Origin of the sequence: Glycocaulis alkaliphilus, assembly GCF_004000605.1 — a bacterium.
Lineage (GTDB): Bacteria > Pseudomonadota > Alphaproteobacteria > Caulobacterales > Maricaulaceae > Glycocaulis > Glycocaulis alkaliphilus.
Map to the genome: position 1 here is coordinate 1,493,185 of NZ_CP018911.1, position 25,848 is coordinate 1,519,032.

The window sequence follows — 25,848 nt, forward strand, 5'->3', positions numbered from 1 at the left end:
TCATGGCTGAGCAGGCCCTCGTGCCGCCGCCCTGGCAGGCGCTCTACGCCCCGTGGGCGCCGGCATCGCGGCGGACCTTTGGCTGGGCGACGCCCTTCATCCTGTTTCTGACCTACGTCATCTCGTCCATTCCGATGATCGTGCTGACGGTCATTGCGATGGCTGGGGCGCCCGGAGGCCTCGAAGCTGCGGCTGAAGGGGACACGTCTGCTGCGCTCTCCGGCGATGTCATGTTGCCGGGTATTCTATTGCAGTTTGCCTTGTGGGCGGCGCTGATCATCGTCTGGGTGAAGGCGTTTGAACGGCGTGAGCTGGCCTCGATGGGCTTTACCGCCACGGGCTGGCTGGGGCGCTATTTGCGCGGGCTTGTCGTGGGCGTGGGCCTTGTCCTCCTGCTGGGCGGGGTGATGGCCGCGCTGACCACGCTTGCGCCGCAGGCCGTGCCCGAAAGCATGCGCGACATGGCCATGCCGGAAAATGCCGACTGGGCGGTGCTGGCGGGCGGCGCCTTTATAGGCTTTGCGCTGTTCGCCATCATCACCTTCCTCATTCAGGGCGGTGCGGAGGAGGTGATCTTCCGCGGCTGGCTGATGAGCACGCTGACGGCGCGCTGGGGCGCGGTGGCAGCCATTATCGCCTCCAGCGTGATCTTTGGTGCCTTCCACCTGCATGTGATGGTGTCCGGCGTGGCCTACGGCCTGATGGCCGTGTTCGGCATCACCGCGACGGGGCTTTTCTTCGCGCTCTACGCCTATGCCGAGCGCGGCGTGTGGGGCGCCGCCGCCGCCCATGGCACGTTCAACGCGGCGGCTACGCTGATACCGCTGGCGGTCATGCAGGCCAGCGAGCCGGACCGCATGCCATCTGATCTCTTCGCCGAGGTGATTGCCCGCGCAACCGGCATGGCGGGTGTGGAAGCCACAGAGGTCGGCCCGCATCTTCTCGTTCAGCCGGGCGTGTTCCTCACGCTCAGCCTCATCCTCTTCCTGCGCCTGCGGGCGAGGAAGGGGTAGCCGCGACGCCCCTCGCGGAGCATCGCGGCCATCGCTACCTAGTTGTCAGCCTTGAAGAAGTGCCGGTAGGCGAAGCCGGCAATCACGGCGCCAACAAGCGGGGCAACCCAGAACAGCCAGAGCTGCCCGGTGGCACCGCCATCGCCCAGCGCCAGCCATTCCATCAGGGCCGGGCCGGTGCTGCGCGCCGGGTTTACCGAGGTGTTGGTGACCGGAATGCTGATCAGGTGGATCAGCGTGAGGCACAGGCCGATGGCCAGCGGCGCAAACCCCGCCGGAGCGCGGGCATCCGTTGCGCCGATAATGACGACGAGGAAGCCCAGCGTCAGGATCAGCTCGATCGAGAAGCCGGAGACAAGATTGTAGCTGCCCGGCGATCTCTCAGCAAAGCCGTTTGAGGCCAGCCCCGCCACGTCGCCTGGTGCGCCGCTCGCGATAAAATAGAGTGCGGCTGCTGCCACGAGCGCCCCCAGCAACTGGGCGGCGATATAGGCCGGAATGTCGCGTGCCGCGAAGCGCCCGCCAGCCCACAGCCCAAGCGTCACCGCGGGATTGAGATGGCAGCCGGAAATGTGCCCGATGGCGTAGGCCATGGTCACAACGGTCAGGCCGAATGCCAGCGACACCCCCAGAAGCCCGATGCCGACATCCCCGAAAGCGGCGGCGTACATGGCGCTGCCGCACCCGCCAAATACAAGCCAGAATGTACCGAAAAATTCTGCCAGACTGCGTTTCATTATAGGCATGACTCGTCTCCAGTTGTCCTTGTCCTGTCCGGACCGCGGCATTGGTCAATGAGTCGGCCTATACAGGAAATGCATCTGGACTGTTTCTTTATTGATCAGGTGATCGGCGGCGAAACCTAGCCCGCTTTCTTCAGCGCTTTCTGGCGGCCCACGCCGCACTCAATGCACTGGATAAGGAGGAACTGGGCGCGTGCGGTGCCTATCCCGCATCAAGCGCAAGGTGGGCGGGGTGAAACCCCTGACGCGCGGTGATCCGGCTCCTTTTTTTTTGAGGGGCTTCACCCGGCGTCCGCTTCCGTCCTGCGCGGGAATATTTTTATCGCCAGCCCAATTACGGGTTGCGGTCCCGTATTAATGCCGCCACGATTGCCTATGGCGATAGCGGGAGGGCGGGCCATGGCTTTCAGCTTCTGGAAAGCACTGGGCTACGGCGTCAAGCGTGTGCGTGAACGCCCGGTGGAGGCGGCGCGCATCTGGGCGTTTGATGCGGCGTTCATCATTGTGCTTCCCTTCGTCCTGCTGGCGGTTAGCGGTGCCTGGACAGGGCAAGGTGGCCGCATCACGCTTGATGGCCTGCCGCCGGCGCAGGCATTTGCGGCGCTGGCGATTTTCTTTTCGATGTCTGTGTTCTGGCTCTGCTCTGAAGGGGCATGGGCTCGCTTTCTGGCGACCGATGAGCCTGCCGGGATCATTCCCTACCGTCTTGGCAAGGATGAACTGCGCATATTTGGCCTGCTGGTCGCCTGGTCGATTCTGGCGATCATCATCGCGTTCTGCATGATGATGCCGATAGCCTTGCTGGCTACGATGATGGCAGATGGCGTTGTCGCCGGACGGGCCAGCGCGGGCTTCTTTGCCGTGCTGCTAATGATCGCTGGCATGTTCATCCTGCCGCGTGTGAATACCAGTCTTATGCTGGCTGTCCGGCGCAAGGCCTTCAACCCGATGTACCATTTCAGCGCCACCGATCCGTTCTGGTTCCGTTTGGGCCTGGCCTTCGGTGTAGGCGTCGTCTTTGCCCTGCTGCTGGCCTACGCGTTGCCGCTATTCCTCGCCTTTGTCCTGGGCTTTGATGGGCCTGCGCGTCTGGTGATGGGTGGCCAGTCAATGACGCCCTGGGCCGAATGGTTCGCCGTGCAGAAATCGCCTCAGGCCGGTCACGCCTTGATTGTTCTGATCGCCTGGCTTGGGTCGGGCGCGGGTATGTTGGTGGCGCGCGGCATTTATGCCCACGCGGCGCTCAATGCGCTGGAGCAGCACCAGCTTGACGCCCGGCACGTCTATCCGGCCGGTGAGGCCACTACTGGCTAGCAGGCACTCCATGAAGATAGCCTTTTCAATCCGCGCTGCATTCCTGCGCACGCCCCGCATGGTCGCCCGGCGTCCGGGCCGGTTTTCCATTCTGCTGCTGGCGGATTTCGCGGCCTATACGGCCATGACACTCATCCCGCTTGCGATGATCTGGCCATACATGCTGGATCCGGCGGCGATGCTTCAGCTGGAAGAAGGCGAATTCTTCCCGCGCGCTCTCATCGACCTCTATGTCCGCATGTGGCTCTTCTTCGGACCGGCTTCGCTGGTTTTCTGGGTGGTCAGCGATGCGGCCTGGTTCCGCCTGCTGACAGGGCGGGAGGCCGGCTGGTTTCCCTACAGGCTGGGGCGAGACGAGTTGCGTGTAGCTGGAACAGGTCTGGTGATATGGCTGGCAGGCTTGCTGGCCAATTCGCCGCTGATTGCCCTGATCGGCCTTCTTGTCATCCTTGACCCGAACAATATCTGGGCGGCGTTACCGCTCATGTCGGTAAGTCTGGTCATCTTCTTTTTCGTCTGGACGCGGGTTGCGCCAATGGTGCCGCACGCGATTGTCACGCGGACATGGAAGCCGTTCACGGTCCTGGCGCGCGCAAGGCATATCTGGGGGCGCCTGATGGGCGCTTTCGCCTTGCTGATCTGCGCCCTGATGGCGTTCAGCCTGCTGTATTCCCTTGTGATGATCGCTGTCATGGTCCCGGTCATGATCGCGGGTGCAGGCACGATGGTTGCCGGCGATCCGATGGCAGGCATGCTCTCGCCCGCCTTCGTGATCATGCAGGCTCTCAATATGATATTTAATCTCGTGGGCTCGCTCGCATTCATCGCCTTCGCCCGCGGCATCTCCGCCGAGGCTGCGATCTGCCTTGATCAGCACCAGAGAGTGCAAATCCCCGTTGCGCCGCCGCCTTCAGGCGAGGCTGTGCCCGCGGCAGGATAAAGTTTCCGGAGAGGGGCTGCAGAAGGCGGTATTGGCTGATGGCCTAACCCGCTTTCCGCAGCGCTTTCTGACGGGCCATGTCGCGCTCCAGTACGGGCTTGAGATAACGCCCGGTCCAGCTCGCCTCCACGCCGGCCACGTGTTCGGGCGTGCCAGCGGCCACGATCTCGCCGCCGCCATCCCCGCCTTCGGGGCCGAGATCGATGATCCAGTCGGCGGTCTTGATGACATCGAGATTATGCTCGATCACGATCACCGAATTACCCTGTTCGACCAGCTCATGGAGCACTTCGAGCAGCTTCTTCACGTCCTCGAAGTGAAGCCCTGTGGTCGGCTCATCAAGGATGTAGAGCGTGCGGCCCGTGGCGCGCTTGGAGAGCTCCTTGGAGAGCTTTACCCGCTGCGCCTCACCCCCCGATAGCTGGGTGGCGGGCTGGCCGACCTTCACATAGCCAAGGCCGACGCGTTTCAGGGTTTCCATCTTGTCGCGCACGGACGGCACGGCCTGGAAGAAGTCGGCGGCCTCTTCCACCGTCATGTCGAGCACCTGCGCGATGGATTTGCCCTTGAAGGTCACTTCCAGCGTCTCGCGGTTGAAGCGCGCGCCATGGCACACATCGCAGGTGACATAGACATCGGGCAGGAAGTGCATCTCGATCTTCACCACGCCATCGCCCTGACACGCCTCGCAGCGCCCGCCTTTGACGTTGAAGGAGAAGCGGCCGGGCTTGTAGCCGCGCGTCTTGGATTCCGGCAGGCCGGCAAACCAGTCGCGAATGGGTGTGAACGCGCCGGTATAGGTCGCGGGGTTGGAGCGCGGCGTGCGGCCAATCGGCGACTGGTCTATGTCGATGATCTTGTCGAGCAGTTCCAGCCCTTCCACCGTCTCGTGCGGGGCAGGGACCGCGCTCGCCCCGTTGAGCTTGCGCGCAGCCGCCTTGTAGAGCGTTTCCAGCGTCAGGGTGGATTTGCCGCCGCCCGACACGCCCGTGACGCAGGTGAACACGCCCAGCGGAAACTCCGCCGTCACGTTTTTGAGGTTATTGCCGCTCGCGCCAGTGACCTTCAGCACGCGCTTTTTATCGATCTTGCGGCGCTTTTCCGGCACCTCGATCATGCGCGTACCGGCAAGATACTGCCCGGTCAGGCTTTTCGGGTTGGCGCGGATGTCCTCCGGCTTGCCTTGCGCCACCACCTCGCCGCCATGCACACCGGCAGCGGGGCCGAGATCGACCACATAATCGGCCGTCTCGATGGCTTCCTCGTCATGCTCCACCACGATCACGGTATTGCCGAGATCGCGCAGGCCCCGCAGGCTCTCCAGCAGACGCGTATTATCGCGCTGGTGCAGGCCGATAGAGGGTTCATCCAGCACGTAGAGCACGCCGGTCAGGCCCGACCCGATCTGGCTGGCAAGGCGGATACGCTGGCTCTCTCCGCCTGACAGCGTGCCGGATGCACGGCTGAGCGTGAGATAATCCAGCCCCACATCGACCAGGAAGCGCAGCCGGTCGCGTATCTCTTTCAGGATGCGCCGGGCGATCTCCTGTTCCTTGTCGGTCAGGCGCTCCTCGATATTGGAAAACCAGGCCAGCGCCTCGCGGATGGAGTGTTCACCGGCCTGCGAGATGTCATAGCCGCCAATCTTCACCGCCAGCGCTTCGGGCTTCAGGCGCTTGCCGTGGCAGGTCTCGCAAGGCTGGTTGGACTGGAAGCGGCCCAGCTCCTCGCGCACCCAGGCCGAATCCGTCTCCCGCCAGCGCCGTTCCAGATTGGGGATCACCCCCTCAAACGACTTGGTGGTGGAAAACTGGCGAAGCCCATCTTCGTAGGTAAACTTGATCTTGTCGGCGGTGCCGTAGAGCACGGTGCGCTGAAACTTCTCCGGCAATGTGCGCCAGGGCTTGTGCATGTTGGCGCCATAATGGTCGGCCAGCGCCTGCAGGGTCTGCTGGTAGAGCTTGGACGTGCCGCGGCTCCACGGCGCAACCGCGCCCTCATAAAGGCTCTTTTCCCGGTCCGGGACGATCATCGCCTCGTCAAATTTCAGGCTGACGCCGAGGCCGTCACAGGCAGGACACGCCCCGAACGGATTGTTGAAGGAGAAGAGGCGCGGCTCAATCTCCTCAATGGTGAAACCGGTCTCCGGGCAGGCAAACTTTTCGGAGAAAATCAGGCGTTGGGGCGCGTCCTTCCCGTCGGCGGGCGCGTCGGCGAACTCGGCCATGGCCAGGCCGTCGGCGAGGCGCAGGGCGGTCTCCAGACTGTCAGCAAGGCGCTGTTCCAGCCCCTCGCGGATCGCCACCCTGTCCACCACCACGTCAATGTCGTGCTTGAACTTCTTGTCGAGCTCCGGGGCTTCTTCCAGTGTGTAATAGGTGCCGTCCACCTTCACCCGCTGGAAGCCCTGCTTCATCAGCTCGGCAAATTCCTTGCGGTACTCACCCTTGCGCCCGCGCACGATCGGCGCCAGCAGGTAAAGCCGCGTGCCATCTTCCAGCGCCATCAGCCGGTCGACCATCTGGGAGACGGTCTGCGAGGTGATGGGCAGGCCGGTAGCAGGCGAGTAGGGGATGCCGACGCGCGCCCATAAAAGGCGCATATAATCATAGATCTCGGTGACCGTGCCGACCGTGGAGCGCGGGTTTTTCGAGGTGGTTTTCTGCTCGATGGAGATGGCCGGCGATAGGCCTTCAATGGAATCCACATCCGGCTTGCTCATCAGCTCCAGGAACTGGCGGGCATAGGCCGAAAGGCTCTCCACATAGCGGCGCTGACCCTCGGCATAGATCGTGTCAAATGCCAGCGAGGACTTGCCCGACCCGGACAGGCCGGTGAACACGATCAGCTCGTCGCGCGGCAGATCGACCGACACGTCTTTGAGATTGTGCTCGCGCGCGCCGCGCACCGAAATGTGTTTCAAAGGGTCGGGCATGGGGGCGGAAAATCCATAAATCTGCAAAGGGCCAGCGGGCGGCACTGGCCGGAGGTTAAATAGGCCGCAAGGCAGCCCCGCGCTACCTTGCCCGCATCGTCATTACACCTCGCGGTGCGATTGCGTTCACCGGGCGCATGGACACCCCGGCGGTGATGGAGTGATATGCGCTCGAAAATTCACTTGGCGACTCGCCCGTTGACGGGCGGAACAATATGTGAACATTTTAAAGAAAAGCGCAAGCACGGGGTTCGGATATGGCAGGCAGTGTCAACAAGGTCATCATTATCGGCAATCTGGGCGCGGACCCGGAAGTGAAGGCCATGCCGTCCGGCGACCGGATGGCGAAATTTCCCGTCGCGACGTCGGAAACCTGGCGTGACCGCCAGTCCGGCGAACGCCGCGAGAAAACCGAATGGCACAACGTGGTCATCTTCAACGAGAACCTCGCCAAGGTCGCCGAGAACTATCTTAAAAAAGGCGCCAAGGTTTACATCGAAGGCTCGCTGCAGACCCGCAAATGGCAGGATCAGAACGGGCAGGACCGTTACTCCACCGAGATCGTGCTGCAGAAATATCGCGGCGAGCTGACCATGCTGGATGGCAAGGGCGATGGCGGCGGTTCGGGCGGTGGCAATTATGGCCGCATGGATGACCGCTCAGGCGGCGGCAATAATGACCGCCCGCGCGAAAGCTTCGCCTCCGACACGCTGGACGACGATATCCCGTTCTAGGGGCGTATCTGCTTTACAGCTCACTGGCTAACGCGCGATGGTCCCCGCTCAATCATCTTGAGCGGGGACATCCATGAATCGCCAGAGCTACACAGCCGAACTCCTGACCATTGTCGGATCACTGCCCGAGGCCAACCGGCCAGGCTTCATCTCCGCCTTTCAGGCCTCGGAGAAGAACCCGGTCCTGTTGTTCGGATTCAATATCTGGCTGGGCGGTCTGGGCATTGACCGATTCCTCGTCGGCGACATTCTGGCCGGCGTGCTCAAGCTCATCACGCTGGGCGGATTTGGCCTGTGGGTGCTGATCGACTGCTTCCTGATCGGCGGCAGGACACGGCAGAAGAATATCGAGTACGCGCGTCAGCTGCGCGATTCCTTCTCCAGCCGCGCCAGCGCGCCGGCCCCGGCACCCGCATCCTCCGAACCCCCGCCAGCCGCGTCCTGACGCGCACTAGGGCCTGAACACCTCCACTGCGGCGCTGGTATCGACGGCGCCGCGCTGGGCGGCTCCGCCAATCGTGTAGATCGCGCCATCAATGGCGTGCGCGCCCAGGCCGTGGCGCGGGGTGGGCATGGTGCTGACCGCTTCCCAGCTATCGGTCTCCGCCCGCCAGGCCCACACCTCCTCATAGACGCCGCCGCCATCCTCAAACCATTCGCCGCCAAACACGTAGAGCGTATCGCCGACGCTGGCGGCCGCCAGCCCGCCAGACCCGCGCGGGCCACGGGAGGGCTGGGGCAGGGGCGCGGCAAAAGTCCAGCTATTGCTGGCCGGGTCATAGACCTCATGGGCGGGCGTATTGCCGCCAGAGACGGTGCGCCCTGCCACCACATGGATCAGCCCGTTCATCACGGCGGCAGCGGCTGAATTGCGTGCGCTGGGCGAGGGCGCCAGCGTCGTCCATGTCCCTTCCGCCGGGTCCAGCACCAGATGCGCTGTCACGTCCGACTGGTGGTTCCATTCCGAATTTTCCACGCCGGACGGACGCCGCCCGGTGATGACATGGATGCGGCCATCCAGCGCCACCGCCACATTCTCCGACCAGGGGCCGGGCAGGGCTGGCCCTTCCTGCCAGGCGGTGTCCTCGCCGGGGCGCAGCGCCCATACCCGGTTGGTATTGGACCACACCCCGCCCTGCTCGGTGGTGTAGCCGCCAATCGCGTAGAGCGTGCCGTCAAGGCCGGCGCATTGCGGGTGATGGATCGGCATAGGCAGGCGCGGCATCTCGCGCCAGCTCTCATCGGCGCCGGGGGTAAGGGCCAGCACGCGGTCTGAAATGTCCAGCGGACGCTCTGAAATCCCCGTCGCGAACCCGCCAATCACGTAGAGCGTGCCGTCCAGCAGGGCAGGGTAGATTTCCTGTACGGGGAAGGGCAGGTCCGGAGCATTGCTCCAGCGCGTGTCGTCATTGCGGCGCGCGAAGCCCGCGCCCGATGCGATCAGGCCCGTTCCGGCGGCGAGGCCCAGCGTTGCGGCCCTGCGTGTGAGTTTCATGGGGTCAGCCTCCCTTTGCGTTTTCAGCAGGCTAGCATCGGGGCGGTGGTGGTTCCATAGCTGCCGGTTCGGAGCTGTCGAAGTATCTTTCAATGGCCTCTCAACCGGGGTCCCCCGCCCCGACGGGGGACCCAGACATTGGCTGAAGGTCAGGAAAAGTGCTGGATCCCGGGTCAAGCCCGGGAACCCGGTTGAGAGATCGAAGGCTCCTCGGGCCGCGAAGCGGACCGCAAGCGCGACTGCGCGCCCGCGACTTTTCGCGGAACATCGCAACGCGGATGCGTTGCGGAACTAAAAGAGGCATGGATCACCCGCATGAAGCGGGTGATGACAGGTATACCCCCCAACAACACCTCATCGTTTGCCCCTGTGGCTGGGGCTTGGTAAACCCTTTCCCAGCTTTGCTGACACGTGATTCCGGGTGCCAGCGCCCATTCCTTGCGGGGCATCTTCCATGCCCGCCAGACTACAGGACAGATACGCTTGAGCGACACACCGAACGAGCCCGGCCCGGACGATATCGATATTGACGAATCCGGCGCTGGCGGGAACGGCATGAATGGCGATGAGGCGGGCGGTCAGCCCCCGCGCCCCGAAGGCGGGCCGATGATCGCCATCGAGGAGGAGATGCGCCGCTCCTATCTCGATTACGCGATGAGCGTGATCGTGAGCCGCGCCATTCCTGATGCGCGCGACGGGCTCAAACCCGTTCACCGCCGCATCCTCTGGTCGATGCACGAGCAGGGCTATACCCACGACAAGCAATACCGCAAATCGGCCCGCGTCGTCGGTGACGTGATCGGTAAATACCACCCGCACGGCGACCAGGCCGTCTATGACGCGCTGGCACGCATGGCGCAGGACTTCTCGATGGGGCTGAAACTCCTCGACGGTCAGGGCAATTTCGGCTCGGTCGATGGCGATCCGCCTGCCGCGATGCGTTACACCGAAGTGCGCATGGACAAGCCTGCCGAGGCGCTGCTGGCCGATATCGACAAGGAAACCGTCGATTACCGGGAAAACTACGACGCGTCGGAAAAAGAGCCGATTGTCCTGCCTGCACGCTTCCCGAACCTGCTGGTGAACGGGGCTGGCGGCATCGCCGTCGGCATGGCGACCAATATCCCGCCGCACAATCTGGGCGAGGTGGTCGATGCGACCGTCGCCCTGCTGGAAGACCCGGAACTGACCGATCTCGATCTGATCGAGTTCGTACCGGCTCCCGATTTTCCCACCGGCGGCGAGATCATCGGCCGCACCGGCTCGCGCAATGGCTTGCTGACCGGACGCGGCTCGGTGCTGGTACGCGGCAAGACGACAATCGAGGAAATCCGCAAAGACCGGCAGGCCATCCTGATCCACGAGATTCCCTATCAGGTGAACAAGGCCTCGATGATCGAGAAGATCGCCGAGCTGGTGCGTGAAAAGCGCATTGAGGGCATTTCAGATCTGCGCGATGAGTCCGACCGTTCGGGCATGCGCGTGGTGGTCGAGCTGAAACGCGATGCGAATGCCGAAGTGATCCTGAACCAGCTTTATCGCTGGAGTCCGCTGCAAACCTCGTTCGGGGTCAATATGCTGGCCCTCATCGGTGGCAAGCCGCAGCTGGCGGGCCTGAAAACCTATCTCGAAACCTTCATCGCCTTCCGCAAGGAAGTGACGGCCCGACGGGCCAAGTTCGATCTGAAGAAGGCGCGCGACCGCGCCCATATCCTGATCGGGCTGGGCATTGCAGTGGCCAATATCGATGAGGTGATCCGCCTGATCCGCGCCGCGCCGGACCCTGCGACGGCCCGTGAACAGCTTAAAGAGCGTGCCTGGCCGGCGGCAGACATCGCGTCTCTGGTGGCGCTGGTGGCTGATCCGCGCTCGATCATTCTTGACAACAACACGATCCACCTGACCGACGAGCAGGCGCGCGCCATTCTGGAACTGCGCCTGAACCGCCTGACCGCGCTTGGCCGTGACGAGATTTCCGGCGAAGCGGAGAAGCTGGCGGTCGAGATCGCCGACCTGCTGGACATTCTCAAAAGCCCCGTGCGCATCCGCGAGATCGTCAAGGGCGAGCTGCTGGATTCCAAGGAACGCTTTGGCGTGCCGCGCCGCACCGCGCTTGTGGAGGGTGATTTCGAGATCGAGGATGAAGACCTCATCCCCCGCGAGGAGATGGTCGTCACCCTGACCCATGGCGGCTATGTGAAGCGCACCCCTCTCTCGCTCTACCGGGCGCAGAACCGGGGCGGGCGCGGCCGGGCAGGCATGGCGATGAAGGACGAGGATTTCGTCTCCACGCTGTTTGTCGCCTCCACCCATGCGCCGCTGCTCTTCTTCACGTCGGACGGCATGGTCTACAAGACCAAGACCTGGCGCCTGCCGCAGGGCGCGCCCAACACCAAGGGCAAGTATCTGACGAACCTCCTGCCGACGCTCGGCGAAGGCGCGCGCGTCACCTCCATCATGGCGCTGCCGGAGGACGAGGCTGAATGGAGCCGGTTTGATGTGATGTTTGCCACCACATCGGGCGGTGTCCGGCGCAACAAGCTGTCGGACTTCGTTCAGGTGAACCGCAACGGCAAGATTGCCATGAAGCTGGAGGAGGCTGACGGCCAGATCCTCGATGTGCGCCTGTGCCATGAGGGGCAGGACGTTCTGCTGACGACTGCGAACGGCAAGGCGATCCGCTTCCCCGTCACCGATGTGCGCGTGTTTGCCAGCCGTAATTCCACCGGCGTTCGCGGCATACGCATGGAGAAAGGCGACACGGCCATCTCCATGGCGATCCTCAACCATGTCGAGATCGGGCGGGCCGAGACGCGCGCCTATCTCAAGCGCCGCCGTGCCGAAATGCGCAATGAGGGCGACGAGGAGCTGGATGCGGCCGAGGCCGACATCGACGCTGGCGATGAGGAAGAGGGCGAGGAAATCACCTTGTCCGAGGTCCGCTACATGGAGCTTCGCGCCCATGAGGAAATCCTCCTCAATGTCGTGGAGTCCGGCATGGGCAAGCGCGTCATCTCGTATGAATACTTCCCGCAGAGCCGGGGCGGGCAGGGCGTGTGGACCAAGGACAAGCGTCAGTCCGAGCCGCTGGCAGCCTGCTTCCTGATCGAAGAGGGCGATACCGTGATGGCCGTCACCGATGGTGGCCAGCTTATCCGCTTCCCCGTCGACACGGTGCGCATTGCCAGCCGCGCCACCAAGGGCGTGCGCCTGATCCGTCTTGCCAATGACGAAAAGGTGGTGTCCGTTGCGCGCATCGCCAAGAACGACGAAGCCGAGGGCGATGAAGACGCCGGCGGCGGCGAAGCCGATACGGCGCCGGAAACCGGCCCGTCTGGAGAAAGCTGATGAAAGAGCGCGTCGCCCTTTATCCTGGCACGTTCGATCCGCTGACGAACGGCCATATCGATATCGTGCGCCGCGCGGTGAAGCTTTACGACAAGCTGGTCATCGGCATTGCCCGCAATGAGGACAAGCGCCCGCTCTTCTCGCTTGATGAGCGGGTGGAAATGGCGCTGGACCTGACGCGCGAATATACCGGCGAGACGGTGATCGAGGTGCGCCCGTTCTCCGGCCTGCTCATGCACTTTGCCGAGGAAGTTGGCGCCGGAGCGATTATCCGCGGCCTGCGCGCCGTCTCGGACTTCGAGTACGAGTTCCAGATGGTCGGCATGAACCAGCGCCTCAATCCTGACATCGAGACGGTGTTCCTTATGGCCGATCCGCGCCATCAGGCGATTGCCTCGCGGCTCGTCAAGGAAATCGCGCGGCTGGGCGGTGACATTACCGCCTTCGTGCCGCCCACCATCAAGACCCGTGTGCTGGAGAGATTTGCCAAATGATCCGTATGACTTCTGCCCTGCTGACGGCGAGCGTCAGCGCCTTCGCCCTGGCGGCCACGGCCTGCGCAGACGCGTCCACCGATACCGGGATGGCGGAGTCGTCCGCCACGATCCAGGAAGCCGATGGCAGCCGCTATGCGCGCGACGGTATCCCGTCCGGCCCCGATGCGGCCCGTCAGATCATCGCGGACGCGCCTGAGGCGGCATGGCGCGCGGTTGATCCGGACAGGCTTCTCGTCATCTCCACGCGTCATGGCGACATCTGGGTGGAGCTGGCACCGGAATTTGCGCCCAACCATGTCGCGCGCATCCGCGAACTGGTGGCTGAAGGCTTTTATGACGGCAAGGTCTGGCACCGCGTAATCCGTGATTTCATGGCGCAAGGCGGCGGCGCGTCCGACAATCCGGGGCTGAATGCCGACAGGGAGCCGCTGCAGGCGGAGTTCATGATCGCCCGCCGCCTGGATACCGATATCGCCATCAGCGAGCTGCAGGACCGTGTGGTTAATCCGCGCGAGGCAAACACCCGCGCACGCGCGGGCTTCTGGAACGGATTCCCGGCCTCCACCATGCCGCTAGGCCAGGCCGGCATTCGCGCCGATGGCCAGGTGGAATCCTGGCTTTTGCACTGCCGCGGCGCAGTAGCAGCAGCCCGCACCAGCAATCCCGATTCGGCTAACAGCCAGTTCTACATCACCACCGGCACCCCGGCGCATCTGGAAGCGGTCTACACCGTGTGGGGGCGTGTCCGGGCGGGGCAGGACGCGGTGGATGCCATCCGTGTCGGCACGATGGGCGAGACGATGGGCTTCCGCCCGGACTTCATCATGTCCATGCGCATGGCCAGCGAACTGCCCGAGAGTGACCGTCTCACGATCGAGGTGTTCGACACCGATACGCCTGACTTCGCCGTCTATCTCCAAGCCCTTCAGGCGGCCAATAATGACCGCCTGCCCGATGTCTGCGACATCGAAATTCCTGTCCGCATCACGGAGTAAATCCCTTGGCCGATACCCTCATCTTCACCCTCGACACCGGGGGTGATGTAAAAATCCGTTTCCGCCCCGATCTCGCCCCCAAGCATGTCGCCCGCATCAGCGAGTTGGCACAAAGCGGCTTTTATGACGGCATCAGCTTCCACCGCGTGATTGACGGCTTCGTCGCGCAGGGCGGCTGCCCGAAAGGCACCGGCACGGGCGGTTCGGGCACCAAAATCCCGGCCGAGTTCAGCGCCGAGCCGCATGTACGCGGCACCATGTCCATGGCGCGCACCAATGACCCCAATTCCGCTGACAGCCAGTTTTTCATCTGCCTGGACGCCGTGCCCTATCTGGACAATAGCTACACCGTCTGGGGCGAGGTGATTGAAGGCATGGAATTCGTCGACGCCCTGCCCAAGGGCGAACCGCCCCGCAATCCAGGCAAGATCGTGAAAGCGACGGTTCAGTAGCAATGGCGGTTTCTCCCCCCGTTTACGGGGGGAGTGCCCCTGAAAGGGGCGAGGGGGGGAATAAAACAAACTCCCCCCTCCGTCAGCTTCGCTGACACCTCCCCCGTAAACGGGGGAGGAAAAGACACGGCCACCCCATGAAGCTCTCCGACTTTGATTTCCACCTGCCAGAGGACCGGATCGCGCTGAGGCCCGCTCGTCCGCGTGACAGCGCGCGCCTGTTGCATGTGGGCCAGGGCGGGGCGCTGGGTGATCACACCATGCTGGACCTGCCAGCGCTATTGCAGCCCGGCGATCTCCTGGTGCTGAACAATACCAGCGTCATCCCGGCGGCACTGACCGGGGAGCGTCCGGCGCGCGCGGTTGGCGGCGGCGGCCCGGCCCGCATCGAGCTGAACCTGCATACGCGCGTGAGCGAGGATAGCTGGCGCGCCTTCGCCCGGCCCGCCAAGCGCGTGCGCGAAGGCGACACGATCCATTTCCCCGAAGGCCTGTCGGCGACCGTAATGGCGAAAGCCGAAGGCGGCGATATTGCCTTGCAATTCAATGCGTCAGGGGCAGGTCTTGATGCCGCACTTGAAGGTGCGGGCAACCCGCCTCTACCCCCTTATATTGCCTCGAAACGCGATACGGATGCTCAGGATCGCACTGATTACCAGACCCTGTTCTCCGACCCCGCCCGCAAGGGCTCGGTCGCTGCGCCCACGGCTGGCCTGCACTTCACCGACCGCCTGTTCGCGGCGCTGGAGGCGAGGGGCGTGTCGACCACCCAGCTGACCCTTCATGTTGGCGCTGGTACCTTCCTGCCGGTGAAGACCGAAAACGTCGCCGAGCACACCATGCATGCCGAATGGTATGAGATCAGCGAGGACACCGCCGCCGCGATCAATACGGCAAGGGCTGAAGGCCGGCGCATCATCCCGGTCGGCACCACGGCGCTCAGAACGCTGGAAAGCGCCGCCGATAATGAAGGCCGGGTGAGGGCGGGCAGCACCGAAACGGCGATCTTTATCACGCCGGGCTATCGTTTCCGGGTGACGGACGCGCTGCTGACCAATTTCCACCTGCCCAGATCCACGCTCTTCATGCTGGTCAGCGCGCTGGTGGGGCTGGACGTGATGCAGGGCGCCTATTCGCACGCGATTGCGCGCAGCTACCGCTTCTTTTCCTATGGCGATGCGTGCCTGATCGAGCGGGGTTAGCCCCTCTTCCTTCGAGACGCTCGCTTCGCTCGCCCTCAGGATGAGGGGCGAAAACCCAAACCCTCATCCTGAGGAGGCCGAAGGCCGTCTCGAAGGACGAGGGTTTGGTGCAAAGTCAGATCCCGCCTCAACCCTTGTCGCGGCTGGCCTTCTTGCGCTCGTGCTCCAGCAGGAGTTTCTTGCGGATGCGGATGGATTGCGGCGTTACCTCGACCAGCTCATCATCATTGATGAACTCCAGCGCGTATTCCAGCGTCACGCGGATCGGCGGGACGAGCACCACGGCCTCGTCGGCCCCGGCGGCGCGGATATTGGTCAGCTTCTTGCCTTTTAGCGGGTTCACGATCATGTCCTCCTCGCGGGAGTTCAGACCGATAATCATGCCCTCATAGACTTCGGTGGCGTGGCCGATGAAGAGCTTGCCGCGCTCCTGGATGTTCCACAGCGCATAGGCCAGCGCCTTGCCGGTTTCCATGGAGATGATCGCGCCCTTGGGCCGCTGGCCGACATCGCCCGCCTGCTTCGGCCCGTAATGGTCAAAGCTGTGGAACATCAGGCCGGAGCCTTGCGTCAGCGTCAGGAATTCGGAGCGGAAGCCGATGAGGCCGCGCGTCGGCACGATGTAATCCAGGCGCACCCGGCCATTGCCATCGGGCACCATGTTCTTCATCTCGGCTTTACGTGAGCCGAGGCGCTCCATCACGCCGCCCTGGTGGATTTCCTCCACATCGATGGTGAGGTTTTCATAGGGCTCGCTTTCCACGCCATCGACCATCTTGGTGATGACTTCCGGGCGGCCCACGGCCAGCTCAAAGCCTTCGCGGCGCATGGTCTCGATCAGGATGGAGAGATGCAGCTCGCCCCGGCCCGACACCTTGAACTTGTCGGCATCGTCCAGCTGCACCACGCGCAGTGCCACATTGTGGATCAGCTCGCGGTCAAGGCGCTCCTTGATATTGCGCGAGGTGACGAACTTGCCTTCGCGGCCCGCGAAAGGTGAATCGTTGACCTGGAAGGTCATGGCGATGGTCGGCTCGTCGACCACGAGTGCCGGCAGCGCCTCGACATGTTCCGGATCGCACAGCGTGTCGGAAATATTGAGCGGATCAATGCCGGAGAAGGTGACGATGTCACCGGCGCTCGCGCTCTCCATCTCCACGCGCTCCAGCCCGTGAAAGCCAAACACCTGTAAGACCTTGCCTTTGCGCGTCTTGCCGTCCGCGCCGATCACCGAGACCTGCTGGTTCTTGGCCAGCTTGCCGCGCCGGATGCGGCCAATGCCGATCACGCCGGTATAGCTGGAATAATCAAGCGCGGAGACCTGCAGCTGAAGCGGGGCGTCCGGGTCCACATCCGGGTGGGAGACGCGCTCCACGATGGTCTGGAACAGCGCGTCCATATTATCGCTCTGGGCGCTCGGATCGAGCGTGGCAAAGCCCTGCAAGGCGGACGCATAAACTACGGGGAAGTCCATCTGCTCGTCATTGGCGCCGAGGCGGTCAAACAGATCGAAGGTCTGGTCGACCACCCAGTCAGGGCGCGCGCTCGGCCGGTCGATCTTGTTGATGACCACGATGGGTTTGAGACCCAGCGCCAGCGCCTTCTTGGTCACGAAGGTGGTCTGCGGCATCGGGCCGTCCACCGCATCGACCAGCAGCAGCACCGAATCGACCATGGACAGAACGCGCTCCACCTCGCCGCCAAAATCGGCGTGGCCGGGCGTGTCGACGATATTGATGCGCCAGTCGCCCCAGGTCACGGCCGTGTTCTTGGCCAGGATGGTGATGCCGCGCTCTTTCTCCAGATCGTTGGAATCCATCACCCTTTCGACTTCCTCGCCGCGCGTGCCCAGCGTGCCGGACTGGCGCAGCAGCTTGTCAACGAGGGTGGTCTTGCCGTGGTCGACGTGGGCGACGATGGCGATATTGCGCAGTTTCTCGACCGGGAAGGTCATGGCGGCGTTCCTGACGTCTTGGGGAGCTAAGTGTTCTTTTCGCGCGCCCTCATACAGGCGGGCGGGCCTTATGGCCAGTCATGATGCAGCCCCTCGCCCTTTTCGTTCTCGCGGTGAAACGCGGAGAAGGCGGAAGCGCAGCGACCTTTTTCTGGGTCTCCCGTTCCCCGTTTTCACGGGGACAGGCGAGGCGGGAGACCCCGGAATTTGAAACGTCTGCGTAGAGTAGGCCAGACCTTGTGTAGCGCGAACCTCTCCACCGGGGTCTCCCGCCCCGACGGGAGACCCATAAAGCCCGGCAAGCTGCGACGGCGGAAAGGCCCCCCGCAACTCGTCATGCCCGCGCAGGCGGGCATCCAGAGATTAAGGGCGAGGACCTACTCACCTCGTCATTCCGGGCGAGCCGCAGGCGAGACCCGGAACCCAGACATTCTGGCGAAAAGCTGGGTTCCAGATAGCGGCTGACGCCGCTTCTGGAATGACGAGGGTATTTTCATCTCCACCCAAAAACGGGGACAGATTCCGGCCCCGAAAACCGCCCTCGCACCGCCCCGCCGTTGTGGCAGTTTTGCCACATGTGAAAATGGGCCTTCCGAACCTATGAATCGGGGGTGCGCGTACCCACGTTCGGGCGTTCAAACCTATAAAACGGGGCTTTCATACCCATGGCCGATTTTGACTATGATCTCTTCACCATCGGGGCCGGTTCAGGCGGGGTGAGGGCCTCGCGCCTAGTGGCCATGAAGGGGCATAAAGTGGCCGTGGCCGAAGAGCACCGGCCCGGCGGCACCTGCGTCATCCGCGGCTGCGTGCCGAAGAAGTTCATGGTCTATGCCTCTGGCTTCAAAAAGCAATTCGAGCTGGCGAAGGCTTATGGCTGGTCGGTGGAGGCGCCGCAATTTGACTGGCCAAACTTCCGCGATGCGATGAATGCGGAGGTGGACAGACTATCCGGCATTTATGCGAAGAACTTGGCCAATGCGGGCGTGGAGCTGATCTCCGAGCGAGCCGAATTCATCGATGAACACACGCTGGAGCTCAAACCCAGCGGACGGCGGATAAGCGCGAAAACTATCCTGATCGCAACAGGGGGAAGACCCAATGTGCATGAGGGGCTGGAAGGCGTAGAGCTGGCCATCACCTCGGACGAGCTGTTTCACCTGAAACGCCTGCCCAAAACCATGCTGATCGCGGGCGGCGGCTATATCGCGTGCGAATTCGCGCAAGTGTTTGCGCAGATGGGCGTTGAAGTGACGTTGGTCTATCGCGGCGACATCGTTTTACGCGGGTTTGACGATGATGTACGCGAGTTCGTCCATGAGGGGCTGAAAGCCTCCGGCGTGCGCGTGATCACGCACACCGTGTTTGAAAAGATCGCTGATAACGGCGATGGCACCAAGACAGTTCACCTTAAGAATGGCGATGAATGCCCTGTAGATGAAGTGGTTTTCGCGATTGGCCGCGATCCGCACACCAGGGGGCTGGGCCTGGAGAAGGCCGGCGTGGAAACCGGCGCGCGTGGCGTCGTGAAGGTCGATGAGTACTCGCGCTCAAACGTGCCGCACATCTATGCCGTGGGCGATGTGACCGACCGGGTCAATCTGACGCCGGTGGCCATCCGCGAGGCGATCTGCTTTGCCGAAACGGCCTTCGGGGACAATCCGAGCGCCTATGACCACAGCAATATCGCCAGCGCCGTCTTCACCCAGCCGCCTGTCGGCACGGTGGGTTTAAGCGAGGCGCAGGCCCGCGCCGAACACGGCGATGTCGATGTTTATAAAAGCGTTTTCCGGCCGATGAAGGGCATGCTCGGGCCCAATCCCGACCGCATGCTGATGAAGATGATTGTGCAGCGCGGCACGAACAGGGTTCTCGGCGTGCATATTGTAGGCGATGATGCGTCCGAGATCATCCAGGCTGTCGGCATTGCCGTGAAAGCCGGGCTGACCAAGGAACAGTTTGATGCGACCTGCGCGGTGCATCCAACCGTCGCCGAAGAGCTTGTAACCATGCGGGAAAAATGGACCCCGCCCGAATTGAAAGTGTAGCGCCATGAGTGGATGGAAACCGTCAAGCTGGAGATCGAAAACCGCTCTGCAGTTGCCGAACTATCCCGACGCGGCCGCGCTGGCAGCGGTCGAGGCGGAGCTGTCGCGCCGTCCGCCGCTGGTCTTTGCCGGCGAGATACGCCGTCTGCGCCGCCAGCTCGCCAATGTCGCCTCTGGCCAGGCTTTCCTGCTGCAGGGCGGGGATTGCGCGGAAAGTTTCAAGGAGTTCTCCGCCGGAAATGTGCGCGATACATTCCGCGTGCTTTTGCAGATGGCGGTGGTGATGACCTTCGCCGCGGCAAAACCCGTGGTCAAAGTGGGGCGGATAGCCGGGCAGTTTTCCAAGCCGCGCTCCAGCGATACCGAGGTGATCGATGGCATTGAGTTGCCGTCCTATCGCGGTGATTCCATTAATGATATGGCGTTCACGCCAGAGGGGCGGGTGCCAGATCCGCAACGCCTTGTGCGCGCCTATGACCAGTCGGCTTCGACGCTCAATCTCCTGCGTGCCCTGGCCTCTGGCGGCTATGCCGATCTCCACAATGTTCACCAGTGGACGCTGGATTTCCTGTCGGATAGTCCGGCCGGGGAGCGCTATCAGGAATATGCCGACCGCATCACCGAGGCATTGTCCTTCATGCGCGCCTGCGGGGTGACGGCTGATGCCGCGCCGTCGCTGGAAGGCGTTGATTTCTATACGTCTCACGAGGCGCTGCACCTGCCGTTCGAAGAAGCAATGACCCGGATGGAGACCCAGTCCGGGCGCTGGTATGGCACCTCGGCGCACCTGATCTGGATCGGGGATAGAACCCGCCAGCCGGACGGGGCGCATATCGAGTATTGCCGCGGTGTCGAAAACCCGATCGGCCTCAAGTGCGGCCCGACGCTCGATCCGGACGAACTCATTGAACTGATTGACCTTCTCAACCCGCGCAATGAGGCGGGCCGTCTGGTGCTCTATGCCCGCATGGGCGCTGGCAAGGTAGAGAAGGGCCTGCCGCCGCTGGTGCGCAAGGTCGTGTCCGAAGGGCGCAATGTCGTCTGGTCATGTGACCCGATGCACGGCAACACCATCAAGGCCGGAAACGGTTATAAAACAAGGGCTTTCGATCATATCCTCTCCGAGCTCAAGAGCTTTATCGAGGTGGTTCGCAGCGAGGGCGCAGAGCCCGGCGGCGTCCATTTCGAGATGACCGGACAGGATGTGACCGAGTGCGTTGGCGGGGCAGGGCATCTTTCCGAAGCTGACCTTTCCAGCCGCTACCATACCCATTGCGATCCACGCCTGAACGCCGATCAAGCCCTTGAAATGGCATTCCAAATTGCCGATGCGCTCAAACCCGCTGCGGCCATGCGCGAAGCGGCTGAATGATCGCTAACTAGCTAATATATATGCGTTGTCATGCGCCGCGCCTGCTTCATGGGCGTGGCGTATACTGCCGTCGGTTTCAACTGTCCACCCGGCTTGATCCCCGCCCCAGACCGGCTATGTGACGGTCCCGTGACACTTTGGTGACAGGGCGGGCGGACGTGATCATGATCAGCGGCAGGGGATTGTTCGCGGCCGTCGCGATCTGGCTGTCCGGTGCTGCTGCCCACCCGCAGCCCCCTCAACCTTCTGTGGAATTGGAGTTTTCCGGCTTTGCGCGTGTACGCGCGGAAACGCTCGGCGCGCACTACCGGGCCGGGATGAACGGTTCGGACCAGCTGCTTTCAACTCAGCTTTTCCTGCGCGGCGAGGCCCGCCTGGAATCGGTTACGCTTGTCGGAGAACTCATTGATGCGCGCGGCTATCTTCAGGATGATGGCTCGGTCATTTCTTCGAGCGCCTACAATGCGGCGGACATTTTCCAGCTGTATGCCGAAGCTCAGGTGTCGAGCCAACTTACTGCCAAAATTGGTAGATTTACGATGCCGCTCGGCTCGGGGCGCCTGTCCGACGCCAGCTCGTTCTCCAACATGCCAGCCAATTTTGAAGGTGTGCGGCTTCAGCTCGACATAGATGAAAACTGGCGGGCCATTGGCTTTTTCACGGCGCCGGTGATCCGCGACCCGGCAGACCGGCAGGCACTGGCGGATAACCGCATGGGACTTGACTACGCGGACTGGCATACGCGGTTTTACGGCGCCCATCTGTCGCGCAACGGCTTGCCACATGGCCTGCGGGCAGAGGCCTATGTCTTCGCGCTCGACGAGAATGGCGGCGCACGCCTGGTAACCCCGGGCGTGCGTCTGCGCCGCCCTCCGCAAGAGGGGCAGTACGACTTCGATGCCGAGCTAATGCTCCAGACCGGGCACACCATTATCGGCGCCACGCGCCGCGATGTCAGTGCAGCGGCGTTTCAGGCGAATACGGGCTATACGTTCGAGCGCGAAAACCCGGTCCGCCTCTCGGCCCATCTCAGCTATGCCAGTGGTGACCGGCAGCGCAGCGCAGACTGGAACCGCTTCGATCCGCTGTTCGGCGGACGCGGGTCTGATTACGGCCATACCGGCCTGTTCGGTCCAATAGCGCGGGAAAACCTCATCAGCTACGGCGCGCGCGCCGAGTGGAGCAACGGGCCGGTACGCGCACGCCTCGTCGCCCATGATGTCCATCTTGCCTCACGGACAGATAGCTGGGAGCGTGCACGCCTGCGCGATGGTAGCGGCAATTCGGGTCGTCATATCGGCCAGGTGATCGATACGCGGATCCAGTGGGACGCCGTTCCCGAGCGCCTGACGGTGGAGTGGGGCGCAGCGGCGCTCATCAAGGGCGACTTCGCGCGCCACGCGCCGGGCGCTCCCGATACCGGCAACTCACTGTACAGCTATCTTTCGCTAAGCACGCGGTTCTGAACGGCAAAACGCCGCCGGGCTTGTCCCGGCGGCGTCTGCGCTATGCTCATGGCACCGGGTGCTATGCGGCGCGTACCTTTTCCACGAAAGCGGCCATCTGCGTTTTCAGCGATTGCGTCTGGCCGGACAACATGGAGGCAGCGTTCTTTACTTCGGCGGCGGCCTTGCCGGCCGCGTTCGACGCTTCTGCTATGCCGGCCATGGAGGCTGTAACCTCGCCCGTGCCGGTCGCGGCTTCGGCGACATTGCGGGCGATTTCCTGCGTTGTGGCCTGTTGCTCCTCTGCTGCTGCAGCGATGCCTTCGGACCGCTCGGTGATGCCGGATATCTGGCCGGTGATGACCGTGACAGACTCAATGGAGCCATTGGCGGCGGTCTGCATGTCCTGGATCTTCGAGTTGATTTCCTCGGTCGCTTTCGCCGTCTGTTCGGCCAGCGCTTTCACCTCGCTGGCGACCACGGCAAACCCTTTTCCAGCCTCGCCTGCGCGTGCAGCCTCGATCGTGGCGTTAAGGGCGAGCAGATTGGTCTGTTCGGCAATCGTGGAGATCAGCTCGGTGACAGAGGCGACGGTATCGACCACTTCGCGCAGGCGGTTCATGGCCTCGGCAGACTGACCGGCCTGCTGGAGTGCCTGACGGGCCTGCTCACGGGTTTCGCCGATCTGCTTGGCGACTTCCGTGATGGAGGCAGAGAACTCTTCTGCTGCACCAGCGACCGATTGCACATTGGCGCTGGCCTGTTCGGCGGCGGCAGACACCGTGGTGGACTGGCGGTTTGTCTCCTCGGCAATGGCGGCCATGTTGGACGCATTGCCCAGAAGCTGCTCCGCAGCTGCGCCCACCTGGGTGACGATCTGGCCGACTGCAGTCTCGAAATCGTCAGCCAGCTGGTTCATTTCCTGAATGCGCTGCTCGCGTGACCGTTTTTCGGTCGCCTCGGCTTCCGCCTCAAGCTCGCGGGTACGCTGCAGCTGTTCGCGGAAGTAATTGGCGACGCCTGCCAGTTCCCCGATCTCGTCCTTGCGCTCGGCGCCGGTTACGACGGTGTCCAGCTTGCCATCGGCGATGTGCTGAATGCTGGCCATCACGTCAGAGAGTGGCCGTGCAATGCCAAACCGCGCGATCACGAAACCCAGCGCCAGACCGGCCAGAATGCCGATGACGGCGACAGCGATCAGCATCATCATGCTGGATTCCGCGACGTCGGCGGCGTTGTCGACTATATCATTGCCATAGGTGTCGAGCGTATCAACTACCGACCCCACGTCACCGCGAAGCGCTCGCAAGACGGCGCGGTTTTCGTAGGCGTGATCAATGACCCTTTGATGGGCCGATCCGATTTCAATACCGCGAGCCCGCCGAGCGAGGTTGATGGTCTGGTTGGCCCGTTCGACATAGGCGTTGAACTGGCCTTCGACCGCGTCGACCCGCGCCCGTGTTGCCGGCTCAACATTGGCTTTCAGCCAGGTGAGCCGGTCACGCGCCTGCTCGACCGCTTCGTTCATGATGCTTTGGGCGTCATCTGCCAAAGCCGGACTTGCAGCAGCAATATATTCTGCCCGGCCAATATCGACGATGCTCTGATTGAGGCGCGCCCCGATGCGGGTTCCGTTCCCGGCCTCGTTGATCTCAACGCTGGCGGCCGTCAGCGCCTGGAGCCCCCAGGCACCGATGCCGGAAATGGCTGCCGCACTGAACGCCATGATACCGATGATGATAAAAATCTTCGTTGCTATTTTAAAACGCGAAAGCATGCCCAAAGTCTCCTTTACTTGTCCCGCCCAGCGTCTGCATGCGGTTGGATGAAGAAAAAATGCTGACTGTCCTTGCGGTATCAAGTTCTCGACGAAACACCTAACCGAGGGTTAATCGCGCTGCCCGGCGCTTCCAAGTGGATCGCCCGGATTGGTTTGCGCCACATGGTTAAGCTGAAAGTCAACTTTTCGGTTTGTATTGGCGGAGTTCTTCCTCAACTTCGCCAGGTTCATCATGAAAATCGCTCTTGCTTCCGCCCTTTCGGGCCTTCTCGTGACGGTCTCTGCGCCGGCCATCGCGGCCGCGTCAGAGACGCAGGCTTCCCCCTTCACGCTCTCCGGTTCGGCGCGCATCCGCTATGAATCGATCAGCGATCTGTTCCGCGCAGGCGCCAACGGCTCAGATCAGATGCTCTCCAGCCGTGTTCGCATCAAGGGCGAATACGATGCGGGCCGCGTCATTTTTGGCGGCGAGTTTCTCGACGCGCGGGCATGGCTCACCGATAGCGGTTCGGTTATTCCGGCTGGCAGCGTGAATGCTGCGGAGTTGCTCCAGGCCTATGTACGTGTGCCGCTGGAAGGCGGCGAGCTTCAGGCTGGGCGATTCGTGATGAATGTCGGGTCTGGCCGTCTGGCCACCGAACAGGGTTTCCGTAACACGCCCAATAACTTTGAAGGCGTACGCGGACGTTTCACGCCTGCGGAAAACTGGACTCTCGAAGCGTTCTTTACGGCGCCGGTACGCATCCGCCCGAATGACCGCAATGCCATCGAGAACAACACCGCCCAGATCGATGAAGCCGAGTGGGGCACCCATTTCTGGGGTGTTCATGCCACGCGTACCGGCCTGGCCGGCAATCTGCGTGCCGAAGCCTATCTGTTCGGCCTGAATGAAGAAAACGGCGCCGATCTGCTTACTCCGGGATTCCGGATTTCCAGCCCGCGTGCGGCTGGCACCTATGATTTCGAGATCGAGATGATGGCCCAGTTTGGCGATCAGCCCTCGGCTGGCGGCACGCTGGATGTACGCGCCTGGTCGGCAAATGCGGCACTGGGCTACAGCTTTGATGCGCCATGGCGCCCCCGCCTGTCAGGCCAGCTGGTTTACGCCAGCGGTGACAGCAATCCTTCTGACGGGGAGTGGAATCGCTTCAACCCGCTCTTTGGCGCGCGCCGTGGGGATTATGGCACGACGGGCCTGTCCTTCGCCCATTTCCGCGAAAACCTGATCGCGTTTGGTCCGCGTCTCGACCTGCGTGATGGTCCGACAGCGATCACCCTGCAGGTGCAGGAATCCTATCTGGCTTCCGACACCGACCGCTGGCGTGTTGCAAACCTGCGCGATACCACCGGCCAGTCCGGCAGCCGTATCGGTACGCTGGCAGAAGCGCGCATGACTTACTGGATCCGCCCTGACCGGCTGCAGCTGGAAACCGGCGCCATGGTGCTCTTCCGTGGTGATTTCGCCAAAAACGCGCCTGGTGCGCCCGCCGGCGACAACCCGGTCTACGGCTATGTCATGCTGAGCGCACCGTTCTAGCCTGATCTTTCTCAGAGTGCGTATGAAGGCCCCGTCCCGGTTAG

19 protein-coding genes are annotated in these 25,848 nt (G+C 62.7%); 14 read left to right on the forward strand and 5 right to left on the reverse strand.

Annotated features, from left to right (window positions below):
* The first annotated feature begins 2 nt into the window (after window positions 1-2).
* Window positions 3-1,013 (forward strand): CPBP family intramembrane glutamic endopeptidase, encoded by a 1,011-nt coding sequence (locus tag X907_RS07165; RefSeq protein ID WP_127566639.1) that lies wholly within the window; start codon window positions 3-5, stop codon window positions 1,011-1,013.
* Between the two features lie 38 nt (window positions 1,014-1,051).
* On the opposite strand, the gene aqpZ is transcribed toward X907_RS07165, so the two are convergent.
* Window positions 1,052-1,759 (reverse strand): aquaporin Z, encoded by a 708-nt coding sequence (gene aqpZ / locus X907_RS07170; RefSeq protein WP_127566641.1) that lies wholly within the window; start codon window positions 1,757-1,759, stop codon window positions 1,052-1,054.
* A gap of 396 nt (window positions 1,760-2,155) precedes the next feature.
* On the opposite strand from aqpZ, the gene X907_RS07175 reads away from it, so the two are divergent.
* Together X907_RS07175 and X907_RS07180 are read left to right on the forward strand one after the other, a co-directional pair.
* Window positions 2,156-3,070, forward strand: coding sequence for a hypothetical protein (locus tag X907_RS07175; RefSeq protein WP_127566643.1), 915 nt, complete (start codon window positions 2,156-2,158; stop codon window positions 3,068-3,070).
* Between the two features lie 10 nt (window positions 3,071-3,080).
* The gene (locus tag X907_RS07180) at window positions 3,081-4,010 is read left to right on the forward strand and encodes a hypothetical protein (protein WP_127566645.1); all 930 of its coding nucleotides are present in this window, start codon (window positions 3,081-3,083) and stop codon (window positions 4,008-4,010) included.
* A gap of 43 nt (window positions 4,011-4,053) precedes the next feature.
* Here X907_RS07180 and uvrA read toward each other — a convergent pair whose 3' ends face one another.
* Complete coding sequence (gene uvrA, locus X907_RS07185) at window positions 4,054-6,945, reverse strand: excinuclease ABC subunit UvrA (protein WP_127566647.1); 2,892 nt, start codon at window positions 6,943-6,945, stop codon at window positions 4,054-4,056.
* A gap of 257 nt (window positions 6,946-7,202) precedes the next feature.
* Here uvrA and ssb point away from each other — a divergent pair, with 257 nt between their 5' ends.
* Both ssb and X907_RS07195 read left to right on the forward strand, forming a co-directional pair.
* A complete protein-coding gene (gene ssb, locus X907_RS07190) occupies window positions 7,203-7,679 on the forward strand; it encodes a single-stranded DNA-binding protein (RefSeq protein WP_127566649.1) in 477 nt (158 codons plus the stop codon).
* A 73-nt stretch (window positions 7,680-7,752) separates the two neighbouring features.
* On the forward strand, window positions 7,753-8,124 hold the full coding sequence (locus tag X907_RS07195; protein ID WP_127566651.1) for a TM2 domain-containing protein: 372 nt from the start codon (window positions 7,753-7,755) through the stop codon (window positions 8,122-8,124).
* Window positions 8,125-8,130: 6 nt separating this feature from the next.
* Here the strand turns inward: X907_RS07195 and X907_RS07200 are convergent, their stop codons facing one another.
* Window positions 8,131-9,174 carry a Kelch repeat-containing protein gene (locus tag X907_RS07200; RefSeq protein ID WP_127566653.1) on the reverse strand — a complete coding sequence of 348 codons (1,044 nt, stop codon included), beginning with the start codon at window positions 9,172-9,174 and terminating at the stop codon, window positions 8,131-8,133.
* A 483-nt stretch (window positions 9,175-9,657) separates the two neighbouring features.
* Between X907_RS07200 and gyrA the strand changes: the two genes are divergently transcribed.
* The 5 genes from gyrA to queA all read left to right on the forward strand — a co-directional run bounded on the left by gyrA (window position 9,658) and on the right by queA (window position 15,668).
* Entirely contained in the window at window positions 9,658-12,522 is a 2,865-nt protein-coding gene (gene gyrA / locus X907_RS07205) for a DNA gyrase subunit A (protein WP_233352570.1), read from the forward strand.
* The gene (gene coaD / locus X907_RS07210; RefSeq protein WP_127566655.1) at window positions 12,522-13,016 is read left to right on the forward strand and encodes a pantetheine-phosphate adenylyltransferase; all 495 of its coding nucleotides are present in this window, start codon (window positions 12,522-12,524) and stop codon (window positions 13,014-13,016) included. The genes gyrA and coaD overlap by 1 nt, the downstream gene beginning before the upstream one ends.
* A complete protein-coding gene (locus X907_RS07215) occupies window positions 13,013-14,014 on the forward strand; it encodes a peptidylprolyl isomerase (RefSeq protein ID WP_127566657.1) in 1,002 nt (333 codons plus the stop codon). The genes coaD and X907_RS07215 overlap by 4 nt, the downstream gene beginning before the upstream one ends.
* Before the next feature lie 5 nt (window positions 14,015-14,019).
* On the forward strand, window positions 14,020-14,466 hold the full coding sequence (locus tag X907_RS07220; protein ID WP_127566659.1) for a peptidylprolyl isomerase: 447 nt from the start codon (window positions 14,020-14,022) through the stop codon (window positions 14,464-14,466).
* Window positions 14,467-14,603: 137 nt separating this feature from the next.
* Complete coding sequence (queA, locus tag X907_RS07225; RefSeq protein WP_127566661.1) at window positions 14,604-15,668, forward strand: tRNA preQ1(34) S-adenosylmethionine ribosyltransferase-isomerase QueA; 1,065 nt, start codon at window positions 14,604-14,606, stop codon at window positions 15,666-15,668.
* 127 nt (window positions 15,669-15,795) lie between these two features.
* Here queA and typA read toward each other — a convergent pair whose 3' ends face one another.
* The gene (gene typA, locus X907_RS07230) at window positions 15,796-17,622 is read right to left on the reverse strand and encodes a translational GTPase TypA (protein ID WP_127566663.1); all 1,827 of its coding nucleotides are present in this window, start codon (window positions 17,620-17,622) and stop codon (window positions 15,796-15,798) included.
* Between the two features lie 665 nt (window positions 17,623-18,287).
* Between typA and gor the strand changes: the two genes are divergently transcribed.
* The 3 genes from gor to X907_RS07245 all read left to right on the forward strand — a co-directional run bounded on the left by gor (window position 18,288) and on the right by X907_RS07245 (window position 22,508).
* Window positions 18,288-19,670, forward strand: coding sequence for a glutathione-disulfide reductase (gor, locus tag X907_RS07235; protein WP_127566665.1), 1,383 nt, complete (start codon window positions 18,288-18,290; stop codon window positions 19,668-19,670).
* 4 nt (window positions 19,671-19,674) lie between these two features.
* Window positions 19,675-21,042, forward strand: coding sequence for a class II 3-deoxy-7-phosphoheptulonate synthase (locus X907_RS07240; RefSeq protein ID WP_127566667.1), 1,368 nt, complete (start codon window positions 19,675-19,677; stop codon window positions 21,040-21,042).
* 164 nt (window positions 21,043-21,206) lie between these two features.
* Complete coding sequence (locus tag X907_RS07245) at window positions 21,207-22,508, forward strand: alginate export family protein (protein WP_127566669.1); 1,302 nt, start codon at window positions 21,207-21,209, stop codon at window positions 22,506-22,508.
* A gap of 61 nt (window positions 22,509-22,569) precedes the next feature.
* On the opposite strand, the gene X907_RS07250 is transcribed toward X907_RS07245, so the two are convergent.
* On the reverse strand, window positions 22,570-24,264 hold the full coding sequence (locus X907_RS07250; RefSeq protein WP_127566671.1) for a methyl-accepting chemotaxis protein: 1,695 nt from the start codon (window positions 24,262-24,264) through the stop codon (window positions 22,570-22,572).
* Window positions 24,265-24,499: 235 nt separating this feature from the next.
* Between X907_RS07250 and X907_RS07255 the strand changes: the two genes are divergently transcribed.
* Window positions 24,500-25,804, forward strand: coding sequence for an alginate export family protein (locus X907_RS07255; protein WP_127566673.1), 1,305 nt, complete (start codon window positions 24,500-24,502; stop codon window positions 25,802-25,804).
* Window positions 25,805-25,848: the final 44 nt, after the last annotated feature.

Bases quoted from the DNA above. Each gene is read 5' to 3' on its own strand.
- X907_RS07165 (WP_127566639.1), top strand. From the start codon at position 3: ATGGCTGAGCAGGCCCTCGTGCCGCCGCCCTGGCAGGCGCTCTACGCC.
- aqpZ (WP_127566641.1), bottom strand. From the start codon at position 1,759: ATGCCTATAATGAAACGCAGTCTGGCAGAATTTTTCGGTACATTCTGG.
- X907_RS07175 (WP_127566643.1), top strand. From the start codon at position 2,156: ATGGCTTTCAGCTTCTGGAAAGCACTGGGCTACGGCGTCAAGCGTGTG.
- X907_RS07180 (WP_127566645.1), top strand. From the start codon at position 3,081: ATGAAGATAGCCTTTTCAATCCGCGCTGCATTCCTGCGCACGCCCCGC.
- uvrA (WP_127566647.1), bottom strand. From the start codon at position 6,945: ATGCCCGACCCTTTGAAACACATTTCGGTGCGCGGCGCGCGCGAGCAC.
- ssb (WP_127566649.1), top strand. From the start codon at position 7,203: ATGGCAGGCAGTGTCAACAAGGTCATCATTATCGGCAATCTGGGCGCG.
- X907_RS07195 (WP_127566651.1), top strand. From the start codon at position 7,753: ATGAATCGCCAGAGCTACACAGCCGAACTCCTGACCATTGTCGGATCA.
- X907_RS07200 (WP_127566653.1), bottom strand. From the start codon at position 9,174: ATGAAACTCACACGCAGGGCCGCAACGCTGGGCCTCGCCGCCGGAACG.
- coaD (WP_127566655.1), top strand. From the start codon at position 12,522: ATGAAAGAGCGCGTCGCCCTTTATCCTGGCACGTTCGATCCGCTGACG.
- X907_RS07215 (WP_127566657.1), top strand. From the start codon at position 13,013: ATGATCCGTATGACTTCTGCCCTGCTGACGGCGAGCGTCAGCGCCTTC.
- queA (WP_127566661.1), top strand. From the start codon at position 14,604: ATGAAGCTCTCCGACTTTGATTTCCACCTGCCAGAGGACCGGATCGCG.
- typA (WP_127566663.1), bottom strand. From the start codon at position 17,622: ATGACCTTCCCGGTCGAGAAACTGCGCAATATCGCCATCGTCGCCCAC.
- gor (WP_127566665.1), top strand. From the start codon at position 18,288: ATGGCCGATTTTGACTATGATCTCTTCACCATCGGGGCCGGTTCAGGC.
- X907_RS07240 (WP_127566667.1), top strand. From the start codon at position 19,675: ATGAGTGGATGGAAACCGTCAAGCTGGAGATCGAAAACCGCTCTGCAG.
- X907_RS07245 (WP_127566669.1), top strand. From the start codon at position 21,207: ATGATCAGCGGCAGGGGATTGTTCGCGGCCGTCGCGATCTGGCTGTCC.
- X907_RS07250 (WP_127566671.1), bottom strand. From the start codon at position 24,264: ATGCTTTCGCGTTTTAAAATAGCAACGAAGATTTTTATCATCATCGGT.
- X907_RS07255 (WP_127566673.1), top strand. From the start codon at position 24,500: ATGAAAATCGCTCTTGCTTCCGCCCTTTCGGGCCTTCTCGTGACGGTC.